The organism is Lysinibacillus sp. 54212, assembly GCF_036662795.1.
GTDB lineage: Bacteria > Bacillota > Bacilli > Bacillales_A > Planococcaceae > Lysinibacillus_B.
Map to the genome: position 1 here is coordinate 66,743 of NZ_JBAFWZ010000011.1, position 18,556 is coordinate 85,298.

Annotated in this window: 16 protein-coding genes and 1 riboswitch; of the genes, 3 read left to right on the plus strand and 13 right to left on the minus strand. The window is 40.1% G+C overall.

Annotated elements, in window-relative coordinates; genetic code table 11:
* Nucleotides 1-5: 5 nt before the first annotated feature.
* The 3 genes from sufC to gltB form a co-directional block, all read right to left on the minus strand.
* Nucleotides 6-788: a Fe-S cluster assembly ATPase SufC gene (gene sufC / locus V4T18_RS09820; RefSeq protein ID WP_332649025.1), complete on the minus strand. Its 783-nt coding sequence runs from the start codon at nucleotides 786-788 to the stop codon at nucleotides 6-8.
* 349 nt (nucleotides 789-1,137) lie between these two features.
* Nucleotides 1,138-2,628, minus strand: coding sequence for a glutamate synthase subunit beta (locus V4T18_RS09825; protein ID WP_332649026.1), 1,491 nt, complete (start codon nucleotides 2,626-2,628; stop codon nucleotides 1,138-1,140).
* 17 nt (nucleotides 2,629-2,645) lie between these two features.
* On the minus strand, nucleotides 2,646-7,166 hold the full coding sequence (gene gltB, locus V4T18_RS09830; protein WP_332649027.1) for a glutamate synthase large subunit: 4,521 nt from the start codon (nucleotides 7,164-7,166) through the stop codon (nucleotides 2,646-2,648).
* Between the two features lie 118 nt (nucleotides 7,167-7,284).
* On the opposite strand from gltB, the gene V4T18_RS09835 reads away from it, so the two are divergent.
* From V4T18_RS09835 to V4T18_RS09845, 3 genes are all read left to right on the plus strand, one after another.
* The gene (locus V4T18_RS09835; protein ID WP_332649029.1) at nucleotides 7,285-8,187 is read left to right on the plus strand and encodes a LysR family transcriptional regulator; all 903 of its coding nucleotides are present in this window, start codon (nucleotides 7,285-7,287) and stop codon (nucleotides 8,185-8,187) included.
* Between the two features lie 37 nt (nucleotides 8,188-8,224).
* Nucleotides 8,225-8,905 (plus strand): response regulator transcription factor, encoded by a 681-nt coding sequence (locus V4T18_RS09840; RefSeq protein ID WP_332649030.1) that lies wholly within the window; start codon nucleotides 8,225-8,227, stop codon nucleotides 8,903-8,905.
* A 199-nt stretch (nucleotides 8,906-9,104) separates the two neighbouring features.
* Entirely contained in the window at nucleotides 9,105-9,230 is a 126-nt protein-coding gene (locus V4T18_RS09845) for a hypothetical protein (RefSeq protein ID WP_332646047.1), read from the plus strand.
* Nucleotides 9,231-9,298: 68 nt separating this feature from the next.
* Here V4T18_RS09845 and V4T18_RS09850 read toward each other — a convergent pair whose 3' ends face one another.
* The 10 genes from V4T18_RS09850 to V4T18_RS09895 form a co-directional block, all read right to left on the minus strand.
* Nucleotides 9,299-10,261 carry a c-type cytochrome gene (locus tag V4T18_RS09850; protein WP_332649031.1) on the minus strand — a complete coding sequence of 321 codons (963 nt, stop codon included), beginning with the start codon at nucleotides 10,259-10,261 and terminating at the stop codon, nucleotides 9,299-9,301.
* 189 nt (nucleotides 10,262-10,450) lie between these two features.
* A complete protein-coding gene (locus V4T18_RS09855; RefSeq protein ID WP_332649032.1) occupies nucleotides 10,451-11,311 on the minus strand; it encodes a MetQ/NlpA family ABC transporter substrate-binding protein in 861 nt (286 codons plus the stop codon).
* A gap of 61 nt (nucleotides 11,312-11,372) precedes the next feature.
* Nucleotides 11,373-12,041 carry a methionine ABC transporter permease gene (locus V4T18_RS09860; protein ID WP_332649033.1) on the minus strand — a complete coding sequence of 223 codons (669 nt, stop codon included), beginning with the start codon at nucleotides 12,039-12,041 and terminating at the stop codon, nucleotides 11,373-11,375.
* Nucleotides 12,034-13,059 (minus strand): methionine ABC transporter ATP-binding protein, encoded by a 1,026-nt coding sequence (locus V4T18_RS09865; RefSeq protein ID WP_332649034.1) that lies wholly within the window; start codon nucleotides 13,057-13,059, stop codon nucleotides 12,034-12,036. Before V4T18_RS09865 ends, V4T18_RS09860 begins: the two co-directional genes overlap by 8 nt.
* A 92-nt stretch (nucleotides 13,060-13,151) precedes the next feature.
* Nucleotides 13,152-13,255: riboswitch (SAM riboswitch) on the minus strand.
* A gap of 62 nt (nucleotides 13,256-13,317) precedes the next feature.
* The gene (locus V4T18_RS09870) at nucleotides 13,318-13,620 is read right to left on the minus strand and encodes a thioredoxin family protein (protein ID WP_332649035.1); all 303 of its coding nucleotides are present in this window, start codon (nucleotides 13,618-13,620) and stop codon (nucleotides 13,318-13,320) included.
* 11 nt (nucleotides 13,621-13,631) lie between these two features.
* Nucleotides 13,632-13,958: a toprim domain-containing protein gene (locus V4T18_RS09875; protein WP_332649036.1), complete on the minus strand. Its 327-nt coding sequence runs from the start codon at nucleotides 13,956-13,958 to the stop codon at nucleotides 13,632-13,634.
* 75 nt (nucleotides 13,959-14,033) lie between these two features.
* Nucleotides 14,034-14,414, minus strand: a complete 381-nt coding sequence (gene gcvH / locus V4T18_RS09880) for a glycine cleavage system protein GcvH (RefSeq protein WP_332649037.1) — start codon at nucleotides 14,412-14,414, stop codon at nucleotides 14,034-14,036.
* An 80-nt stretch (nucleotides 14,415-14,494) separates the two neighbouring features.
* The gene (locus V4T18_RS09885) at nucleotides 14,495-14,851 is read right to left on the minus strand and encodes an arsenate reductase family protein (RefSeq protein ID WP_332649038.1); all 357 of its coding nucleotides are present in this window, start codon (nucleotides 14,849-14,851) and stop codon (nucleotides 14,495-14,497) included.
* A 423-nt stretch (nucleotides 14,852-15,274) separates the two neighbouring features.
* Nucleotides 15,275-17,056 carry an acyl-CoA dehydrogenase family protein gene (locus V4T18_RS09890; protein ID WP_332649039.1) on the minus strand — a complete coding sequence of 594 codons (1,782 nt, stop codon included), beginning with the start codon at nucleotides 17,054-17,056 and terminating at the stop codon, nucleotides 15,275-15,277.
* A 162-nt stretch (nucleotides 17,057-17,218) separates the two neighbouring features.
* Nucleotides 17,219-18,391 carry an acetyl-CoA C-acetyltransferase gene (locus V4T18_RS09895; RefSeq protein WP_332649040.1) on the minus strand — a complete coding sequence of 391 codons (1,173 nt, stop codon included), beginning with the start codon at nucleotides 18,389-18,391 and terminating at the stop codon, nucleotides 17,219-17,221.
* Between the last annotated feature and the right edge of the window lie 165 nt (nucleotides 18,392-18,556).

The window sequence follows — 18,556 nt, forward strand, 5'->3', positions numbered from 1 at the left end:
CTTAATTATGCTTCCTCTGTTACTGCGTCTGTGTCTTCGATTCCTAATTCTTGTTTAATCCATTCGTAACCTTCAGCCTCTAATTTATGAGCTAATTCTTGGCCACCAGATTTAACAACTTTACCTTGCATCATTACGTGTACGTGATCAGGTGTGATGTAGTTTAATAAACGTTGGTAGTGTGTAATCATTAGGCAGCCAAAGCCTTCGCCGCGCATTTCGTTAATGCCTTTTGATACAACCTTTAGGGCGTCAATATCTAAACCTGAGTCGATTTCATCTAAAATACCGAAAGTAGGCTTGATCATCATCAATTGTAAGATTTCGTTACGTTTTTTCTCACCGCCAGAGAAGCCTTCGTTTAAGTAACGTTGTGCCATCTCTTCTGGCATTTCTAAAAATGCCATTGTTTTATCTAATTCACGGATAAATTTCATTAATGAAATTTCATCGCCCTCTTCACGTCGTGCGTTAATCGCAGAACGTAAGAAGTCAGCATTTGTTACACCAGCAATTTCAGATGGATATTGCATCGCTAAGAATAGACCAGCTTTTGCACGCTCATCTACTTCCATTTCTAAAACGTTTTCGCCATCAATTAAAACTTCACCTTGTGTTACTTCATATTTAGGGTGACCCATAATTGCAGATGCTAACGTAGATTTACCTGTACCGTTAGGACCCATGATTGCGTGTACTTCGTTTGTGTTAATTGTTAGGTTTACACCTTTTAAAATCTCTTTTCCGTCGATTTCAACGTGAAGATCTTTAATTTCTAAAGTTGCCATTAAACTACCTCCATAAATTCATCGCATGGTTTTTCCATTGCTATTTTATTATCATAAACAATCTTAACTGAAATGAGAATCAGTTGCAAATAGTTTAGAATGATTTTAATTAAATTAATATGTTACATCGCTAGGAAACGTTATTACAACTTGAATTTTCTTAAAAAAACGGATTACTTTTTCAAGTTTCATATTTTCAATAAGTAATATTTAATTGAGAATCGATTTCAATAAGACTGATAATGCTATAAGTGAATACTCAAAAATCTCTCAACGTTGAAGCCCTTCATTTTAATTCATAGAAAAATCCTAAGAACACATTTATTGTGCCTTAGGACTTATTAAGCTTTTATATCCTGTTTGCATTCATTTGGAGCTCTTTCATATAGTAATCCACACTTGCTGCAACCGCGCGCCCTTCTTTTATCGCCCAAACAACTAAGCTTTGACCACGACGTGCATCTCCTGCTGCAAAAATACCCGGTACATTCGTTTCAAAATCTTTAATTGATGCACGGACACGGTTGTTTGCTACTTCAACACCAAAATGCGCTGGTAGTGCTTTTTCTACCCCTTCAAAGCCGATCGCTACAAATACGTGCTGAGCTGACCATACACGCTCTGTGCCAGGCAACTCTTTAAAGTAATGGAAGCCATCATCACCTAAAATCTTCTCCATTTCAATTGTATGGAGCTCCTTTACATGACCGTTCTCATCCTTTACAATCCTTTGAGTACTAATACAATATTCACGTGGATCATAGCCTTTTACATCATTTACCTCTGAGTATGCATAATCCAGCATAAAGACATTTGGATCCTTTGGCCATGGATTTTCATCCGTACGCGATATCGGCAAAGCGGGGTGTTTCCCGAATTGATGCACTGATTTACAGTTTTGACGAATCGCTGTTGCTACACAATCAGCGCCTGTATCACCACCACCAATAACGATAACATCCTTCCCTTTTACGTCTAACGCCTTACCATCTTTTAAGTTTGAGCGGAGTAAGCTTTTTGTTACGTCTGTTAAATAATCCATCGCTAAACTAATGCCTTGTGCGTCACTGCCCTCCATATGAAGCAGGCGCTGCTTTTGAGCACCGATACATAGCACAACTGCATCGTACTGCCTCTTTAATTCATCAGCAGAAATATCTACACCGACATCTACATTACATTTAAATTCAATACCTTCTAAATTTAATAAGTTTACTCGTCGCTCAATTACCTCTTTTTCTAGCTTCATATTAGGTATTCCGTACATTAATAAACCACCCGGACGATCACTACGCTCATAAACTGTTACTGAATGTCCCATTCTATTTAATTCGTCCGCTGCCGCTAAGCCCGCTGGACCTGAACCGATAATTGCCACTTTTCGACCCGTTCTTATTTGAGGCACACGGGGCACGACCCATCCATTTTCAAAGCCTTTATCAATAATTGTACGCTCAATCGATTTAATCGCCACGGCAGGATCTGTAATGGCTAAAGTACAAGAACCCTCACAAGGTGCTGGACAAACACGCCCCGTGAATTCTGGAAAGTTATTCGTCAAATGAAGACGATCTAGCGCTTCCTTCCATTGACCTTTGTATACTAAGTCGTTCCATTCAGGGATAACATTATTAATTGGGCAGCCTGCAGCCGTTCCGCGAATTTCAATTCCCATATGGCAGAACGGTGTACCGCAGTCCATACAACGCGCACCCTGCTCCTGAAGTGATTCATCTGATAGCCGTGTAGTGTACTCTTTCCAGCTTGAGACGCGCTCTAGTGTTGGCTTTTCCTTTGTTTTTTCTCTTCTATATTCCATAAATCCAGTCGGTTTACCCATCCTCTAGAACCCTCCTCTTATTTGAAAATCGCTAACTCTTTGCTACCAGTCTTTTCAACAAAAGCTTGCATCGCGGCATTCTCTTCTGTTAGGCCCTGTAATTTAAGATTATTAATTTTATCAAGCATATTTCTATATTCAGTAGGTACAACCTTTACAAATTCCGACACAGTTTGCTCCCATTTTGCTAATATATCAAGCGCTACTGAGCTATCCGTTCTTTCTAAATGCCCAATAATCATTGAACGAACAGATTCGATTTCATCTTTATCTACAAGTTTCGAAAACTCGATCATTTCTGTATTACATTGTGCCTTAAAAGCTTCTTTATTCGAAGGAAGCACATACGCAATACCACCTGACATACCTGCACCAAAGTTTTGACCAACATCACCTAATATAACGATACGTCCACCCGTCATGTACTCACAGCCATGATCCCCAATTCCTTCAACGACAATGTTCGCACCCGAGTTACGAACAGCGAAACGATGCCCTGCTCGCCCATTTATAAACGCCTGACCGCTTGTTGCACCATATAAGCACACATTCCCTGCAATTACGTTTTGCTCCTGCTCTCCTTTAATTGGTGCAATAGCAATGACCTTTCCGCCTGATAAACCTTTACCGAAATAGTCATTAACGTCACCAACACAGCTCATTGTCATTCCACGTGGGATGAAGGCACCAAAGCTTTGCCCAGCATGACCTGTAAAGCGTAAATGAATCAAATCCTCCGGTAAACCTTGCTCGCCGTATCGCTTCGATATCTCACTTCCGATAATTGTCCCCATTACACGATTTGTATTTTTAATTGGGAATTCTAACTCAATTTTTTCTTTTTCTCTTAAGGCTTTTTCAACTTTCGGCAATAAATGCACAGTATCAAAGCTTTCCTCAATATGATGATCCTGCTCTTGCTGCTTTGTCCGTGCGCCTTGTACTTGATGTAGTAGGGTCGTTAAATCTAACTGGCTCGCCTTCCAATGAGCTTTTGTTCGTTCAGAAATCGTTAATACATCTGTACGACCAACCATTTCTTCGATAGTTCGGAAGCCAAGAATCGACATATATTCACGTATTTCCCCGGCAATAAATCGCATAAAGTTCACTACATGGTCCTCATTCCCCATAAATTTCGCTCGAAGCTCTGGGTTTTGTGTCGCTACACCAACTGGACACGTATCTAAATGGCAGGCACGCATCATTACGCAACCCAATACAATTAACGGCGCTGTTGCAAAGCCATATTCCTCAGCACCAAGTAAAGCAGCCATCACGACATCTTTGCCTGTCATTAATTTACCATCAGTTTCTAAAACGACACGATCTCGAAGGCCATTTAACATTAATGTTTGATGTGCCTCTGCTAAGCCAAGCTCCCATGGCAGACCTGTATGCTTTATCGAAGTTTTTGGTGATGCACCTGTACCTCCGTCATAACCTGAAATAACAATAACATCTGCCGCTCCTTTTGCTACCCCAGCAGCAATCGTACCAACACCCGCCTTTGCCACAAGCTTTACAGAAATACGAGCGTGGCGATTTGCATTTTTCAAGTCATGAATAAGCTCTGCCATATCTTCAATAGAATAAATATCATGGTGTGGTGGTGGTGATATTAACCCTACACCCGGTGTTGAACCACGCACATCTGCTACCCATGGGTAAACTTTATTCCCCGGCAGCTGCCCGCCTTCTCCAGGCTTTGCACCTTGCGCCATTTTAATTTGTAATTCATCCGCATTGACTAAATAATGTGATTTTACGCCAAAACGACCTGAAGCAATCTGCTTAATGGCACTCCGACGATTATCTCCATTTGCATCTAGTGTATAACGAGCTGGGTCTTCTCCACCCTCACCAGAGTTCGAGCGTGCACCTAATTTATTCATTGCAATCGCCAACGTTTCATGCGTTTCTTTTGAAAGCGAGCCAAATGACATCGCTCCTGTTTTAAAGCGCTTCACAATAGAATTTACCGACTCCACCTCATCCAACGGTACAGGGCGATCAGCTTTTTTGAAATCAAATAAATTGCGTAAAAAACCGATTCTTTCATTATTAGCCATTTCAGCATACATACGATATAAGCCAATATCATTTTTTCGAGCCGCCCATTGCAGCGTATGAATTGTTTTTGGATTAAAGGCGTGGTGCTCACCGTCTGCACGCCACTGGAAATCACTTCCAGAATCTAACTCAGCACGTATAGATGCTAGCGCTTCTTCGTGACGACGTTTTGCTTCCTTACCAATTGTGTCAAGGTCAATCCCGTCAATTTGAGAAGCTGTACCTGTAAAATGCTCATCGATGACTTGCTTGCCTATACCCACTGCTTCAAATACTTTGGCACCTCGGTAGGACTGTACCGTTGAAATACCCATTTTCGACATTACCTTTACAACACCTTCTGCCGCACCTTTACGGAATTTCTTCACTGCCGTTGCGTAATCGATTGTTATATGCCCCTTTTCAATTGCCTCCCCAATCGTTGCATAAGCTAAATAAGGATGGATGGCCTCCACACCAAATCCTATTAAGGCTGCAAAATGATGTACTTCACGTGCTTCGCCACTATGAGCAATTAAGCTTACCTTTGTTCGAAGACCTTCACGTATTAAGAATTGATGTAGGCTGCTAACCGCTAGTAGCATTGGGAGTGTCGGTATCGATGCATCCTCCATAAAGTCCGTTAATACAAGCAGGGTTTTTCCTGCCTCGATTGCCTGTTGTGCCTCCTCACGAATTCGATCTAACTCACTATCAATACTCCCTGATAATTGAAGTGAAAGTATAGCCGATTGGAATTCTGGTTGGTTTAGTTCTAGTAATTTTTCAAATTCGCCATTCGTTAACACAGGCGTATCCAACATAATTCGACGAGCATTTTGAGAGGTCGGATGTAGTAAGCTGCCCTCTGCTCCAAGTAAAGTCATTGTCGAAGTGACTACATGCTCTCGAATCGAGTCAATCGGGGGATTTGTCACTTGGGCAAATAACTGCTTAAAGTAATTAAATAGCGATTGAGGTCGATTTGATAACACAGCTAGCGGTGTATCATTTCCCATAGAGCCTAGTGGATCCTTACCATCCTTCGCTAGTGGGACGATATATTTTTGCACATCCTCGAACGTATAGCCGTATATTTTTTGACGTAGCGTTAAGCTCTCCACTTTAACCGACTCTTCCTTCTGCACCTCTACCTTTAGCATATTTTCTTCTAGCCATTCTCTATAAGGCTGTGCTGCCGCCATTTCTGCCTTTAACTCATCATCAGAAATGATTTTACCTTGCTCTAAATCGATAAGTAGCATACGCCCCGGGCTTAAACGATCCTTATACAAAATATCTTCTTCCGCATAGTCAACTACACCCGTCTCAGATGAAAAGATGACATGATCATCCTTCGTTACATATAATCGACCCGGACGTAACCCGTTACGATCTAAAATAGCACCAATCTGTTTCCCATCGGTAAAGGAAATGGCTGTTGGACCATCCCAAGGCTCCATTAAGCTTGCATGATATTGATACAGTGCTTTACGTTCGTCTGAAATTCGTGGATTTTCTGTCCATGGCTCTGGAATCATCATCATTGCCGTTTGTGCAGGAGTTCTACCTGCTAACACGAAAAACTCAAAAGCATTATCTAGCATTGAGGAATCAGATCCCGTTGTATCAATAATAGGTAACAGTTTTTGTAAATCGTCACCGAATGCCTCTGAAATAAACTGCCTCTCACGTGCTCGCATCCAGTCTATATTGCCGCGAAGTGTATTAATTTCTCCGTTATGGATAATATAACGATTCGGGTGTGCTCGTTTCCATGACGGGAATGTATTTGTAGAATAACGTGAATGCACTAGGGCAAAAGCAGAAATAAAGCTTTCATCCTGTAAATCCTCATAGTAGTCACTAACTTCTTCTGGAGCTAATAATCCTTTATATACTATCGTTTGGCTTGACATGCTTGGGCAATAAAATTCATAACCTTGAGTGTTTGCCCAGTGCTCGGCTTGCTTACGAATACAATACAGCTTACGTTCAAAAGCTAAACGATCCTTTACGTTCGTCGCGCGAATAAACACTTGTCGAACAAGAGGTGCGGTTGATTTTGCTAAGTCACTTAAATTCCCTTTATTTGTAGGAGCAGTTCGCCAGCCGATTAACGTTTGCCCTTCTTGCTCAATAAGCTCATTAATTTTCGCTTCAATAGCTAGGCGCTCATCTTCTACCTCAGTAAAGAATAGCTGCCCTACAGCATACTCCCCTTTTTCCGGTAAGTTCCATTCCGTACAATTTAATTTGAAAAATGCATCTGGGATTTGCACCATAATTCCTGCACCATCGCCAGTTTTACCGTCTCCTCCACGTCCCGCGCGATGCTCTAGACGACATAACATTTCTAAGCCGTTTTTTACGATATCATGTGATGCACGCCCTTTAAAATTTGCGTACATTCCGATCCCACATGCATCATGCTCAAACTCTGGATTATAAAGACCTTGTGCTTCAGGTAATTGATGAAAAGTCATTAAAATTCCCCCCAAATCTTTCAATAGCGTATTTACATTTTAAAGTTTTCGAAATAATATAAACAATATATAGTTTGGATGGAATCAATCTACTTTTTAGATAAAAGGGGTGGAATTATTGGAACTACGCCAATTACGTTACTTTGTTGAGGTTGCGGAGCGTGAACATATTTCTGAGGCAGCTGAACATCTACACGTAGCACAATCAGCCATTAGTAGGCAAATTGCTAACTTAGAAGAAGAATTGGGGACTCCTCTTTTCGAAAGAATCGGAAGAAATGTAAAGCTAACGCCAATAGGTAAAATTTTTTTAGAGCATACAATTACCGCATTGAAGGCAATTGATTTTGCAGCAAAGCAGGTCGAGGAATTTTTAGATCCTGCAAAAGGAACGATAAAAATCGGTTTCCCAACTAGTCTAGCAAGCTATGTTTTACCGACTGTTATTTCTGCATTTAAAAAGGAATATCCTGATGTATCATTTCACTTAAGACAAGGCTCTTATAAATATTTAATTGAGGCTGTTAAAAATCGCGAGCTCAATTTAGCATTTTTAGGGCCACTTCCTCCAAAGGACGAACTTATTAATACGACGATTTTATTTAGTGAAAATGTGCATGCACTCTTACCTGCAAATCATTCTTTAGCTAAAAACGAAAAATTAAATTTAGTAGACTTACGAAACGATAATTTTGTTCTTTTCCCAGAAGGCTATATACTGCACAAAGTAGTACTAGATGCTTGTCGTTCAGCAGGCTTTGTTCCAACAATTACTTCTGAGGGTGAGGATATGGACGCATTAAAAGGCCTTGTTGCTGCAGGAATTGGCGTTACATTGCTACCCGAAAGCTCCCTTTATGATTCGACTGCTCGATTTACAGTGAAAGTACCAATTGCAATGCCAGCCATCCGCAGAACTGTTGGAGTGATTTCTCCTACAAATCGTGAATTAGCACCATCCGAAAAAGTATTTTTAAATTTTGTCACAAACTTCTTTTCACGTTTATCACAATTTCAATAAATAAACTTATTACTCTTATAAAATGGAGATTTCGTATATGAATCAAAAAGTTATGATTGTAGACAACGATCTTACATTCGCACAAAGTCTTCAAAATTTTTTAGTTGAACAGGATTTTGATGTAATTTTGGCAGCATCCGCAGAAGAGGCACAGCAAAAATTTCAAATAGAATATCCATGTATGATTTTGTTGGAGTTGGAATTATCCCAAATGTCTGGTGAAGTATTTTGCCATTGGGTACGAGAGCAGGATGTGCAGGAAGTGTCCATTATTATGGTGACACACAAGCATTTAATTGAGGATAAAATTAATGGATTAAAGATTGGGGCCGACGATTACTTAGTAAAACCAATACATTTTGAAGAGTTGCTTGCCCATATGGAGGCTGTATTACGTAGAACCGGACTATTTTGCCAAAAAATTATTCATAACGGGCTTTGCATTAAGCCACGTAAAAACGAGGTACTACTGAACGGTGAAATCGTTAGATTAACAAAGCATGAATTCCTATTGCTGTACTACTTTATGGAGCGCCCCCATGCATTAATTACTCGGGAGGATTTAATCACCTTCCTTTATCCGAATGTCGAAAAAGAAATACTTGACCGAACGATCGATGCACATATTAAAAAATTACGAAAAAAAATCGAGCACGACTCAAAAAATCCTGAGCGTATTATTACAATACGAGGCCTTGGCTATAAATTTATTCCATAAGAAAAGCGGAAGCGCATTGGTTAACCCCGACAAGCGCTGGATGCTAGACCATCCTCTAATTCAACAATTGTATACTTCCTTATAATTTCACGCGTGTTGATTTACCTCTTATTGTTAAAGAGAAAATTGGAATACGTTGATTTCCGCTACGGCTGACTCGCTTTCCGCAGGCACGGCTTCAACTAATTTCTTTCGGCTAATGCCGAAAGAAATGGATTTTCAGCTCGTGCTGTTCCTGCTGGAGTCGAGTCGCCTTCGCTCCAATCAACGAGCAAGCGCCTTTTTATTAATCATTTCACTAAAAAGCACGTTTACGATCTACTAGTATTTGTATAATCAACACATCTGTTATAATTTTAAAGAAGCCCCTCATATTAAGAGGGGCTCTTCTGTTTATTGGAAATCCTTTAATACTTCTTGCCAATTAATTGTTCCTTGCTGTGCTTGCTCTCGGCGCTCTTTCGTCATGATATCTGAAGGTTTGCCACCTTTCGGCCAATCTTTTTCATGGCCACCCCATTCAGGTCGATCCTGTGAAAGAATATATGCTGCTAAATCTGCCGCATCTTGATCTGTTAACGTTCCTTCCTGACCTAACGGCATATACGCTTGAATATAACCTGCCATTTTTGACATTCGCGCTAACCCCGCGCCATCGTTAAATGAATTTTCTCCCCATAGGGCTGGACCTGTATTCGCACCCGTCCCTGCACCATCTGCCGCATGACAGGCAATACAAGATTTTTCTGAGAATAGTCTTTCACCATCTGTCACGCTTGGTGTTGGTACTTGCTTCATATCAGCGGATTTCGCCCATGGTCGCTCTTCACCAATTTTTACACCTTTAGAGATGTACTTGAAATAAGCAACCATTGCTTCAAGCTCATCGCTACCGACATCAAACTTTTTGCCGTCCATACTACGAACCATACAGCCGTTAATTCGTTCCTCTATCGTTACAATATCTCCTGAACGCGCAATATACTTTGGATAATCTGCCATTACTCCAACAAGTGATGCATTTGAAGGTTCAAGCCCTGCCCCTGCATGACAGCTTGTACATGATAGCTGATTGCCAACATATTCTTCTGCATAAACATGTGTTTCATTTACTAAATTATAACCGAGTAAAATATCCTCTTTCATTTTGTTGTCATCTGGAATAGCGTCCATTGAAATTTCAGGGAAAATTTGACCTGTGCTTGCTACTTGCATCACCTGCTCAGAATTCTGGACAAGATTCTCCTTTACCGGTTCTGGATCATTTACCTGCACTAAATTTTGATTAATACCTACGCCAATAAGCACTGCAGCTCCAACTCCAATACCTGCTGCTATTATTTTCGATAAACTCATGCTCCTCAGCTCCTTTCGTTACCCTTATTGTATCGCTTATCCATTTACCTGAAAGGAATACCGAGAAACATTCAAATATCAGCCGTAACATTAAGGATTTTCTCTCAATATTTTCAAATTTTCTTCATATTTTCACATTGGTTTGAGATAATAAAAAAGTGCCCTAAAATTTAGGACACTTTTTGTTTATTATTTTGAAACTGGTACGACTGCACCCTTCCATTCTGCTAGGATGAAGTCTTGGATTTCTTTTGAATGTAATACTTCGATTAATTTTTTGATTCCTTCATTGTTTTCATCACCATTGCGTGTTGCAATTACGTTAACATACGGAGACTCAGAGCCTTCGATTGCAATTGAATCTTCAATTGGGCTAATGCCTGCATCAATCGCGAAGTTTGAGTTAATAACAACTGCGTCCCCTTCACCATTTAAGTAGTATTGAGTTAACATTTCTGGTACAGAGTTCGCATCAATTTTTAATTTTTTCGGATTTTCTACAATATCATCCACAGTTGCTTCAATTTTATTAATGCCATCTTTTAATTTAATTAATCCTTCTACTTCAAGCATTGATAAAATACGACCTTGATCTGTTACCGAGTTTGAAATAATGATTGTAGCTCCTTTTGGAAGCTCATCTAATGATTTATATTTTTGAGAATACACTGCGATTGGCTCAATATGAATACCACCCGCATTTACAAAATCGTAGCCCTTTTTAGCAATTTCATCTTCTAAATAAGGAATGTGTTGGAAATAGTTTGCATCTAAGTCGCCAGAATCTAAATCTTGGTTCGGCATAATATAGTCTTGGTACGGTTTAATTTCTAGCTCTACGCCTTGCTCCGCTAGGATTGGCTTCGCTTCTTTTAGAATAATTTCATGCAAACCATTTGAAGCTCCAACTACTAATTTTGTCGGTTCTGTTGCATCTTCTTTGTCGCCTGTTTCTCCACCACTTGATGTTTTCCCATCATCAGCAGTACCACAAGCTCCTAAAGCTAGTACGAATACTGATAAAAATAAAAATGATAAAAGCTTTTTCACGTTGTTCTCTCCCTTTCCTTTACACTTCTTTTTTATGCAAACGGCTCATTGCCAGATACATCTAACGTTTGTCTACTTTTGTAGCGATTGTATCCCCTATCCACTGAATAATGAATACAATAATTAAAATGATAATTGTCGCCATTAACGTTACATCAGTGCGAGTACGCATAAACCCTTCTATATATGCTAGGTTCCCTAAGCCACCAGCACCGATTACACCAGCCATTGCCGTATAACCAACAAGTGCAACGGCTGTTACTGTAATACCTGAAATTAGAGCTGGTAAACTTTCAGGAAGTAAAACTTTAAAAATAATTGTCGATGTTTTAGCGCCCATTGAACGCGCTGCCTCAATGACACCTTTATCAATTTCACGAAGCGCAATCAATACCATTCGTGCATAGAAGGGTGCAGCACCAATAATTAAGGCTGGTAGGGCTGCGTTTGTTCCACGAATCGTCCCGATTAAAAGCTTCGTAAATGGAATCAGTAAAATAATCAATACGATAAATGGAATTGATCTGAAAATATTTACGATTGAGCCCGTTAAAAAGTTAACAAGCTTATTTGCCCATATTTGATTTGGACTCGTTAAAAATAAGATAACCCCAATTGCCAATCCTAAAATAAATGTCGCTACTGTTGAAATGGCTGTCATATAAATTGTTTGATACGTAGCCTCAGCCATCGTATCCCAGTTCACATTCGGAAATAATTGATTAAGCATGCTCAATCACCTCCGTTTGAATTTCATGCCTCTTAAGAATCTGTAAAGCTATATCAACTTTGCTTTCATCACCATCTATATGAACAATTAATGTCCCGTAAGGTCCGCTCGTTGTATGTGAAATCGTTCCGTGTACGATATTAACATCCACACCATACTGCTGAATGATTTGCGAAATAATTGGCTGCTCTGTTTGTTGACCAATAAATGTTACTTTTACAAGCTTACCTGAAGGGTAATTGGCTAAGATTTGCTCGATAGACTCCTTCGTATCGCTTGTACCAGAAACCTGTGAAACAAATTTTTTCGTTATCTGTGCCTGTGGATTTTGGAATACGTGTAGAACATCTCCAGACTCTACTACCTTTCCAGCCTCCATAACAGCTACACGATGACATACTTTGCGAATCACGTGCATTTCGTGTGTAATAAGCACAATCGTTAATCCTAGACGTTTATTAATATCTAGCAGCAGCTCTAAAATTGAATCAGTTGTCTCAGGATCAAGTGCTGATGTTGCTTCGTCACAGAGTAGTACCTCTGGATTATTAGCAAGCGCTCGAGCAATACCGACACGCTGCTTTTGACCACCAGATAGCTGAGATGGATAAGCCTTACCACGACCAGCCAATCCGACTAATTCGATTAATTCCCCTACACGCTTTGATCGCTCCGCTTTTGGAACACCCGCAATTTCTAATGGGAACTCGATATTTTCCTCTACCGTACGTGACCACAATAAATTAAAGTGTTGGAAAATCATGCTTATTTTTTGCCGTGCTGCCCGAAGCTTACTGCCTGAAATTGCAGAAATATTTTGACCATTTACTACAACAGTCCCACTTGTCGGCTTCTCTAAACCATTTAACAGGCGAATCATTGTACTTTTTCCGGCACCACTGTAGCCGATAATGCCATAGATTTCTCCCTTTTGAATCTCTAAGCTTACCCCATCAACAGCCTTTAGCTCGCCGTTTTTCGTGCTGTAAACTTTCGTTATATTACTTAACTCAATCATAATTGACTCCTTTATAGTTTTAGACTTACTAAAAAAACCTTTCTACATAAGATAAGTAGAAAGGCTTTCGCACGAAAATATACGTTACCGTTCTCTCATCTTCCAAAGAATAACTTTGAGTGACTTGGCACCTTTTCACAATTGTGATGGTTGCCGGGCTTCGTAGGGCACTTCCCTCCACCGCTCTTAATAAGAGTAACAATATTAAATTTAGATTATTATGAATGTAAATGTACCATGCTTGCAATTGTCCGTCAATTACTTTTTCAATATTTCATACAAATTTAGTACGGATTGAAATGCATATACTTTTTGAGCTATTTCCCCATCCCGTGCAACAAGTAAACATGGGACACTTTCAATCTCGTTTTCATATGCTAAATCTTCCATAAAATTTAAATTCGCTTTCCCAACTGGGAGTAGTGGAAGAAGTTGCTCGACTACATCCATCATTTTAGAAGCCACCGCGCACGTGCCACACATTGGTGTGTATAAATAAAGTGCAGCTAACTCCTCATCCTCTACGACTCTCTCCCATTGTTGCTTTGTCCATTCTTTCAATTTTACTCATCCTATTTCATCATAAATTTTGCTTTACGGAGTATTTCTGTCAGTATGTCTGCTGGTGTTTTGGCAACCTCTAAATATTGCTTTGGTATCGTAAGTTGAGTTGCCTCACTGTAGCAGCGTTTCATCGTTTTGCGTAGCCGGTCACCAGATTTATCAGCATCAAATAATGTAAAAAGATCGCACTGCTCAAAGGGTTCAATAATATCAATTAATACTTCTTCATCTACTGTGCCATTCGTACAGACGATAGCCACATCCTCAGCAAATAGTGGGGCTATTTTTAATTTATCAGAGCGACCTTCAACAATTATACACTTTTCTGTATCCATGTGCTCCCCTCCTACTTTACGTTGCTTTCTAATTAAAAACGCCAAAACCCACTAACGGATTTTGACGTCTAAAGATTATTCTTGAATTAATTCTTCGTATGCTTCTGCAGATAGAAGTTCTTCAACTTCTGCTGGGTTCGAAAGCTCAACAACAATCATCCAAGCTTTTTCATATGGAGATTCGTTTACGAATTCTGGGTTATCAGAAAGCTCTTCATTTACTTCAACTACTTTACCTGAAACAGGTGCATATAATTCAGAGACAGTTTTAACAGATTCTACACTACCAAACGGCTCATTAATAGTTACTTCATCGCCTACTTCTGGAAGCTCTACGAACACGATATCGCCTAGTTCACTTTGAGCGAAATCTGTAATACCAATACGTACTTTTCCATCTTCATTTTTTACCCACTCATGTTCTTCTGAGTAGCGTAAATCTTTAGGAATACTCATCCAAAATCCCTCCAACTATATATATTACATTCACTTTTAGTTTGACATATTTCGTAGTTAAAAACAAGTTTCGATTACCTTTATTTCCACGATTCTAAGAAGTCAGACTCCTTAAAGCCAAGTGTAATTTTTTTACCGTCAGAAACTATTGGACGCTTAATTAACATACCATCCGAAGCTAGTAAATCTAGTTGCTCCTCCTCCGTCATATTGTCTAGCTTGTCCTTTAAGCCAAGCTCTCGATACTTTATTCCTGACGTATTAAAAAATTTCTTTAATGGTAAGCCACTTAGTTCATAGTATTCCTTTAGCTGCGCCTTTGTTGGCGTCTCATCTACAATATGAATTGCCTCGTAGGAAATATTATGTTGGTCTAACCATTTTTGAGCTTTTTTACATGTAGTGCATTTAGGATATTGAATTAATTTAAGTGACATGTCCGCTGCTCCTTTAATAATTATTTTCCCCTCTATTGTAGCGGATTTTGTCTAATATTGTTATTAAAAACAACATGCTTACTCAATTAATTAGATAGAATGGTGTACATTACTAATCACATTTTCACAAATTATACATTATTAAGATTCAGCACCATAAGTCGGGGTTGCTATATGCACCGCACACTGCACTCCGAGCGGACGCTTTCCGCAGGCTTGGCTTCAATCTCCTCGTTGCTCCTGACGCTACCGCTTTCGTCGCAAAATAAAATTTCACTACGTTACGTGTGCTAAAAATTGCAAAAAATAATTCCACCCCCATGAAAGCACGCTGCGTAACAGAAATCAACCCCAGTTTATGGTGAAGAGGCATTTTTATTCGATTAAAAAATCCAGGTGCAATGGGCACCTGGATTCTACATGTTACACTGTATATTTTTCAGCTTCGATTAATTTCGCTGAGGCTTCACGTTTTTTCGGGATTAGGTTATATGGGTTGTTACGCGTTAATTTACGTAGAGCTGATAACGTCATACGACCCGCGTCCCCTTCAACTGCCGCTAGGATTGTATCCTTTGCTTCCTTCTCGATTTCAGCAAAAGCTTCCTGACAGAAAATTTGTGTGTAAAGAATTTTTTGACCTGCTTTTTCTACTCCGTCACGCTCGATAGCTTTTTGAGTACGAAGCACTGCAGATTCCATAGCGTATAATTGGTTTGCAATGTTTGCAATGTTCACTAGCACCTCTTGTTCCACATCGAGCTTAGCACCAAATTTTTGTGCTGCTGTACCCGCTGCAAGAACACCAATTTTCTTTGCGTTCTTCACAAGATATTGTTCTTGTGCTAATGGCTCATCGCCAATTTCTTCAGGCATTAGCATTAATAACTCCTGCTGTAAGTCTTGTGCTACTTGTAGTAATGGTAACTCGCCTTTTAATGCCTTTTTCATAAATGTACCTGGAACGATCATACGGTTAATTTCGTTCGTCCCCTCGAAAATACGGTTAATTCGAGAGTCACGGTAAATTCGCTCTACCTCATACTCTGCCATGAAGCCGTAACCACCATGTAATTGAACAGCCTCATCCGCAATATAGTCTAGCGTTTCAGAACCGAATACCTTTGCAATTGAACACTCAATTGCATATTCTGCAACTGCCCCAGCAATTGCACGACCGTCCTTTTGCTCTTCGTCAGAAAGCTGATTTAAACGATCTTCGAAGTAGCCTACAGTGCGGTAATTTAATGACTCTGATGCATACAGATGAGACGCCATCGTTGCAAGCTTTTCTTTCGTTAAGTTAAAGCTTGAAAGTGGTGTTTTAAATTGTTGACGTTGGTTTGAGTACTGAATCGCTAATTCTAAAGCACGCTTAGAACCACCTACTGTACCTACCCCTAGCTTGTAACGACCGATATTTAAAATATTGAATGCGATAATATGACCGCGTCCAACCTCACCTAGTAAGTTTTCAGCTGGCACTTGTGCATCCTCTAAAATTAACGTACGTGTTGAAGATGATTTAATCCCCATTTTCTTTTCTTCTGGACCAACTGAAACGCCTGGGAATGAACGATCCACGATAAATGCAGTAAATTTATCGCCATCGATTTTAGCGTAAACAACGAAAACATCCGCAAAGCCTGCATTTGTAATCCATTGTTTTTCACCGTTTAATACGTAGTGAGTACCTGCTTCATTTAACTTTGCTACTGTTTTTGCCCCTAATGCATCTGAACCTGAGCCTGGCTCTGTTAGGGCATATGCAGCAATTAATTCTCCACTAGCAAGCTTCGGTAAGTATTGCTTCTTTTGCTCCTCGTTACCGAATAGAACGATTGGAAGGGAGCCGATTCCTACGTGTGCACCATGCGTAATAGAGAAACCACCAGCTACAGACATCTTTTCAGCGATTAGAGCTGAGGAAATTTTGTCTAAGCCTAAGCCTTCATACTCTTCTGGCACATCTGCAGCAAGTAAACCTAACTCTCCAGCTGATTTTAATAATCGTACCGAATGCTCGAACTCATGATTCTCTAGATTTTCTACAACCGGTAACACTTCATTTGCTACGTAGTCTTCCGTTGTTTTTGCAATCATTTTTTGCTCATCTGTGAAGTCCTCAGGTGTAATCACGCGATCTAATTCTACATCCTCGATTAAGAAGCCGCCGCCTTTAATGATGTTTGTTGTTTGTTCCATTGTAATTCCTCCTAAAAATTAGATTTTACACACCTTCTACGTAGAACATTTACTATGGCGTGGAAGAGTAAATGATAGACAGTTCAAATGCAATCTATAGAAAAGCTGGAAAGTACCTTTCGGAGGCATTGAGAGGTAACTTCCCTCGCTTATCTAGCAAAATTATAGTACTTCGAATACGCCAGCAGCGCCCATACCGCCGCCGATACACATTGTAACGACTCCGTATTTTTGACCGCGACGCTTTAATTCATGAATTAGTTTTAATGTTAGGATAGAACCCGTTGCACCAAGTGGATGACCTAATGCAATCGCACCACCGTTTACATTTACCTTCTCAATATCGATTCCTAAATGGCGGACAACTTGAATGGATTGTGAGCCAAACGCTTCATTGATCTCCCAAAGATCGATATCATCTTGTGATAACCCTGCAATTTTTAACGCTTTAGGAACAGCCTCTATCGGCCCAATTCCCATTACTTCTGGTGGTACCCCACCTACTGCAAAGCTTAAAAACTTTGCCATCGGTTTAAGTCCTTGTGCTTCTGCTTCTTCACGGTCCATTACTAGAACAGCTGCTGCACCGTCAGATGTTTGAGAAGAGTTACCTGCTGTAACAGAACCTTTTACATTGAAGGCTGGACGTAATTTCGCTAAGCCTTCAACTGAAGTACCTGGTCGAACCCCTTCATCTGTATCAAAGACGAATGTTTTTGATGCAAGCTTATTGTTGTGATCAACATAATGCTGAGTTACTTCTACAGGTACGATTTCATCCTTAAACTTACCTTCCTTAATCGCTTTTTCCGCTAACTCATGTGAGCGAACAGCGAATGCATCCTGGTCTTCACGGCTTACCTCATAGCGATTTGCTACTTCCTCGGCCGTATGCCCCATGCTCATATAATACTCTGGCGCCTCTTCAGCTAGCTTTGGGTTTAAACGGACAGTGTTGCCTGTCATTGGAATCATACTCATTGATTCAACCCCACCTGCAATAATCGCCTTTGAATGACCTAGCATAATTCGCTCTGCTGCATAGGCAATTGTTTGTAGGCCCGATGAACAGAAACGATTCACTGTTAGGGCAGGTGTTGTATCAGGTAATCCTGCTAGGGCACCGATATTACGAGCTACGTTCATCCCCTGCTCTGCTTCAGGCATCGCACATCCCATTATTAAGTCATCAATCTGTCCCTCATAGCCTGATCTATTTAACGCTTCCTTTACAACTAATGCTCCGAAATCATCCGGACGAACTGTTGCAAGTGAACCTTTTTTCGATTTAGCAATCGGTGTTCTAGCACCTGCTACAATTACGGCTTCACGCATAATGATGTCTCCCCCTTGTTTCGCTAGTAAACTAGCATCATCATTTATTAATCAATTACGCCTCAGTGTACTCCAGTCCAAATTTCGAATTGCGCTAGCGCAAATAACTCCTTTAGAAATTTGTGACATCCGCCAGAGGCTTTTACTTCATCAGATGGGATGTGA

Coding starts and splice junctions, on each gene's coding strand:
- V4T18_RS09825 (WP_332649026.1), bottom strand. CDS start 2,628: ATGGGTAAACCGACTGGATTTATGGAATATAGAAGAGAAAAAACAAAG.
- V4T18_RS09840 (WP_332649030.1), top strand. CDS start 8,225: ATGAATCAAAAAGTTATGATTGTAGACAACGATCTTACATTCGCACAA.
- V4T18_RS09850 (WP_332649031.1), bottom strand. CDS start 10,261: ATGAGTTTATCGAAAATAATAGCAGCAGGTATTGGAGTTGGAGCTGCA.
- gcvH (WP_332649037.1), bottom strand. CDS start 14,414: ATGAGTATTCCTAAAGATTTACGCTACTCAGAAGAACATGAGTGGGTA.
- gltB (WP_332649027.1), bottom strand. CDS start 7,166: ATGACTTTTCATCAATTACCTGAAGCACAAGGTCTTTATAATCCAGAG.
- sufC (WP_332649025.1), bottom strand. CDS start 788: ATGGCAACTTTAGAAATTAAAGATCTTCACGTTGAAATCGACGGAAAA.
- V4T18_RS09860 (WP_332649033.1), bottom strand. CDS start 12,041: ATGCTTAATCAATTATTTCCGAATGTGAACTGGGATACGATGGCTGAG.
- V4T18_RS09875 (WP_332649036.1), bottom strand. CDS start 13,958: ATGGATACAGAAAAGTGTATAATTGTTGAAGGTCGCTCTGATAAATTA.
- V4T18_RS09895 (WP_332649040.1), bottom strand. CDS start 18,391: ATGCGTGAAGCCGTAATTGTAGCAGGTGCTAGAACACCGATTGCTAAA.
- V4T18_RS09865 (WP_332649034.1), bottom strand. CDS start 13,059: ATGATTGAGTTAAGTAATATAACGAAAGTTTACAGCACGAAAAACGGC.
- V4T18_RS09890 (WP_332649039.1), bottom strand. CDS start 17,056: ATGGAACAAACAACAAACATCATTAAAGGCGGCGGCTTCTTAATCGAG.
- V4T18_RS09845 (WP_332646047.1), top strand. CDS start 9,105: ATGCCGAAAGAAATGGATTTTCAGCTCGTGCTGTTCCTGCTGGAGTCG.
- V4T18_RS09885 (WP_332649038.1), bottom strand. CDS start 14,851: ATGTCACTTAAATTAATTCAATATCCTAAATGCACTACATGTAAAAAA.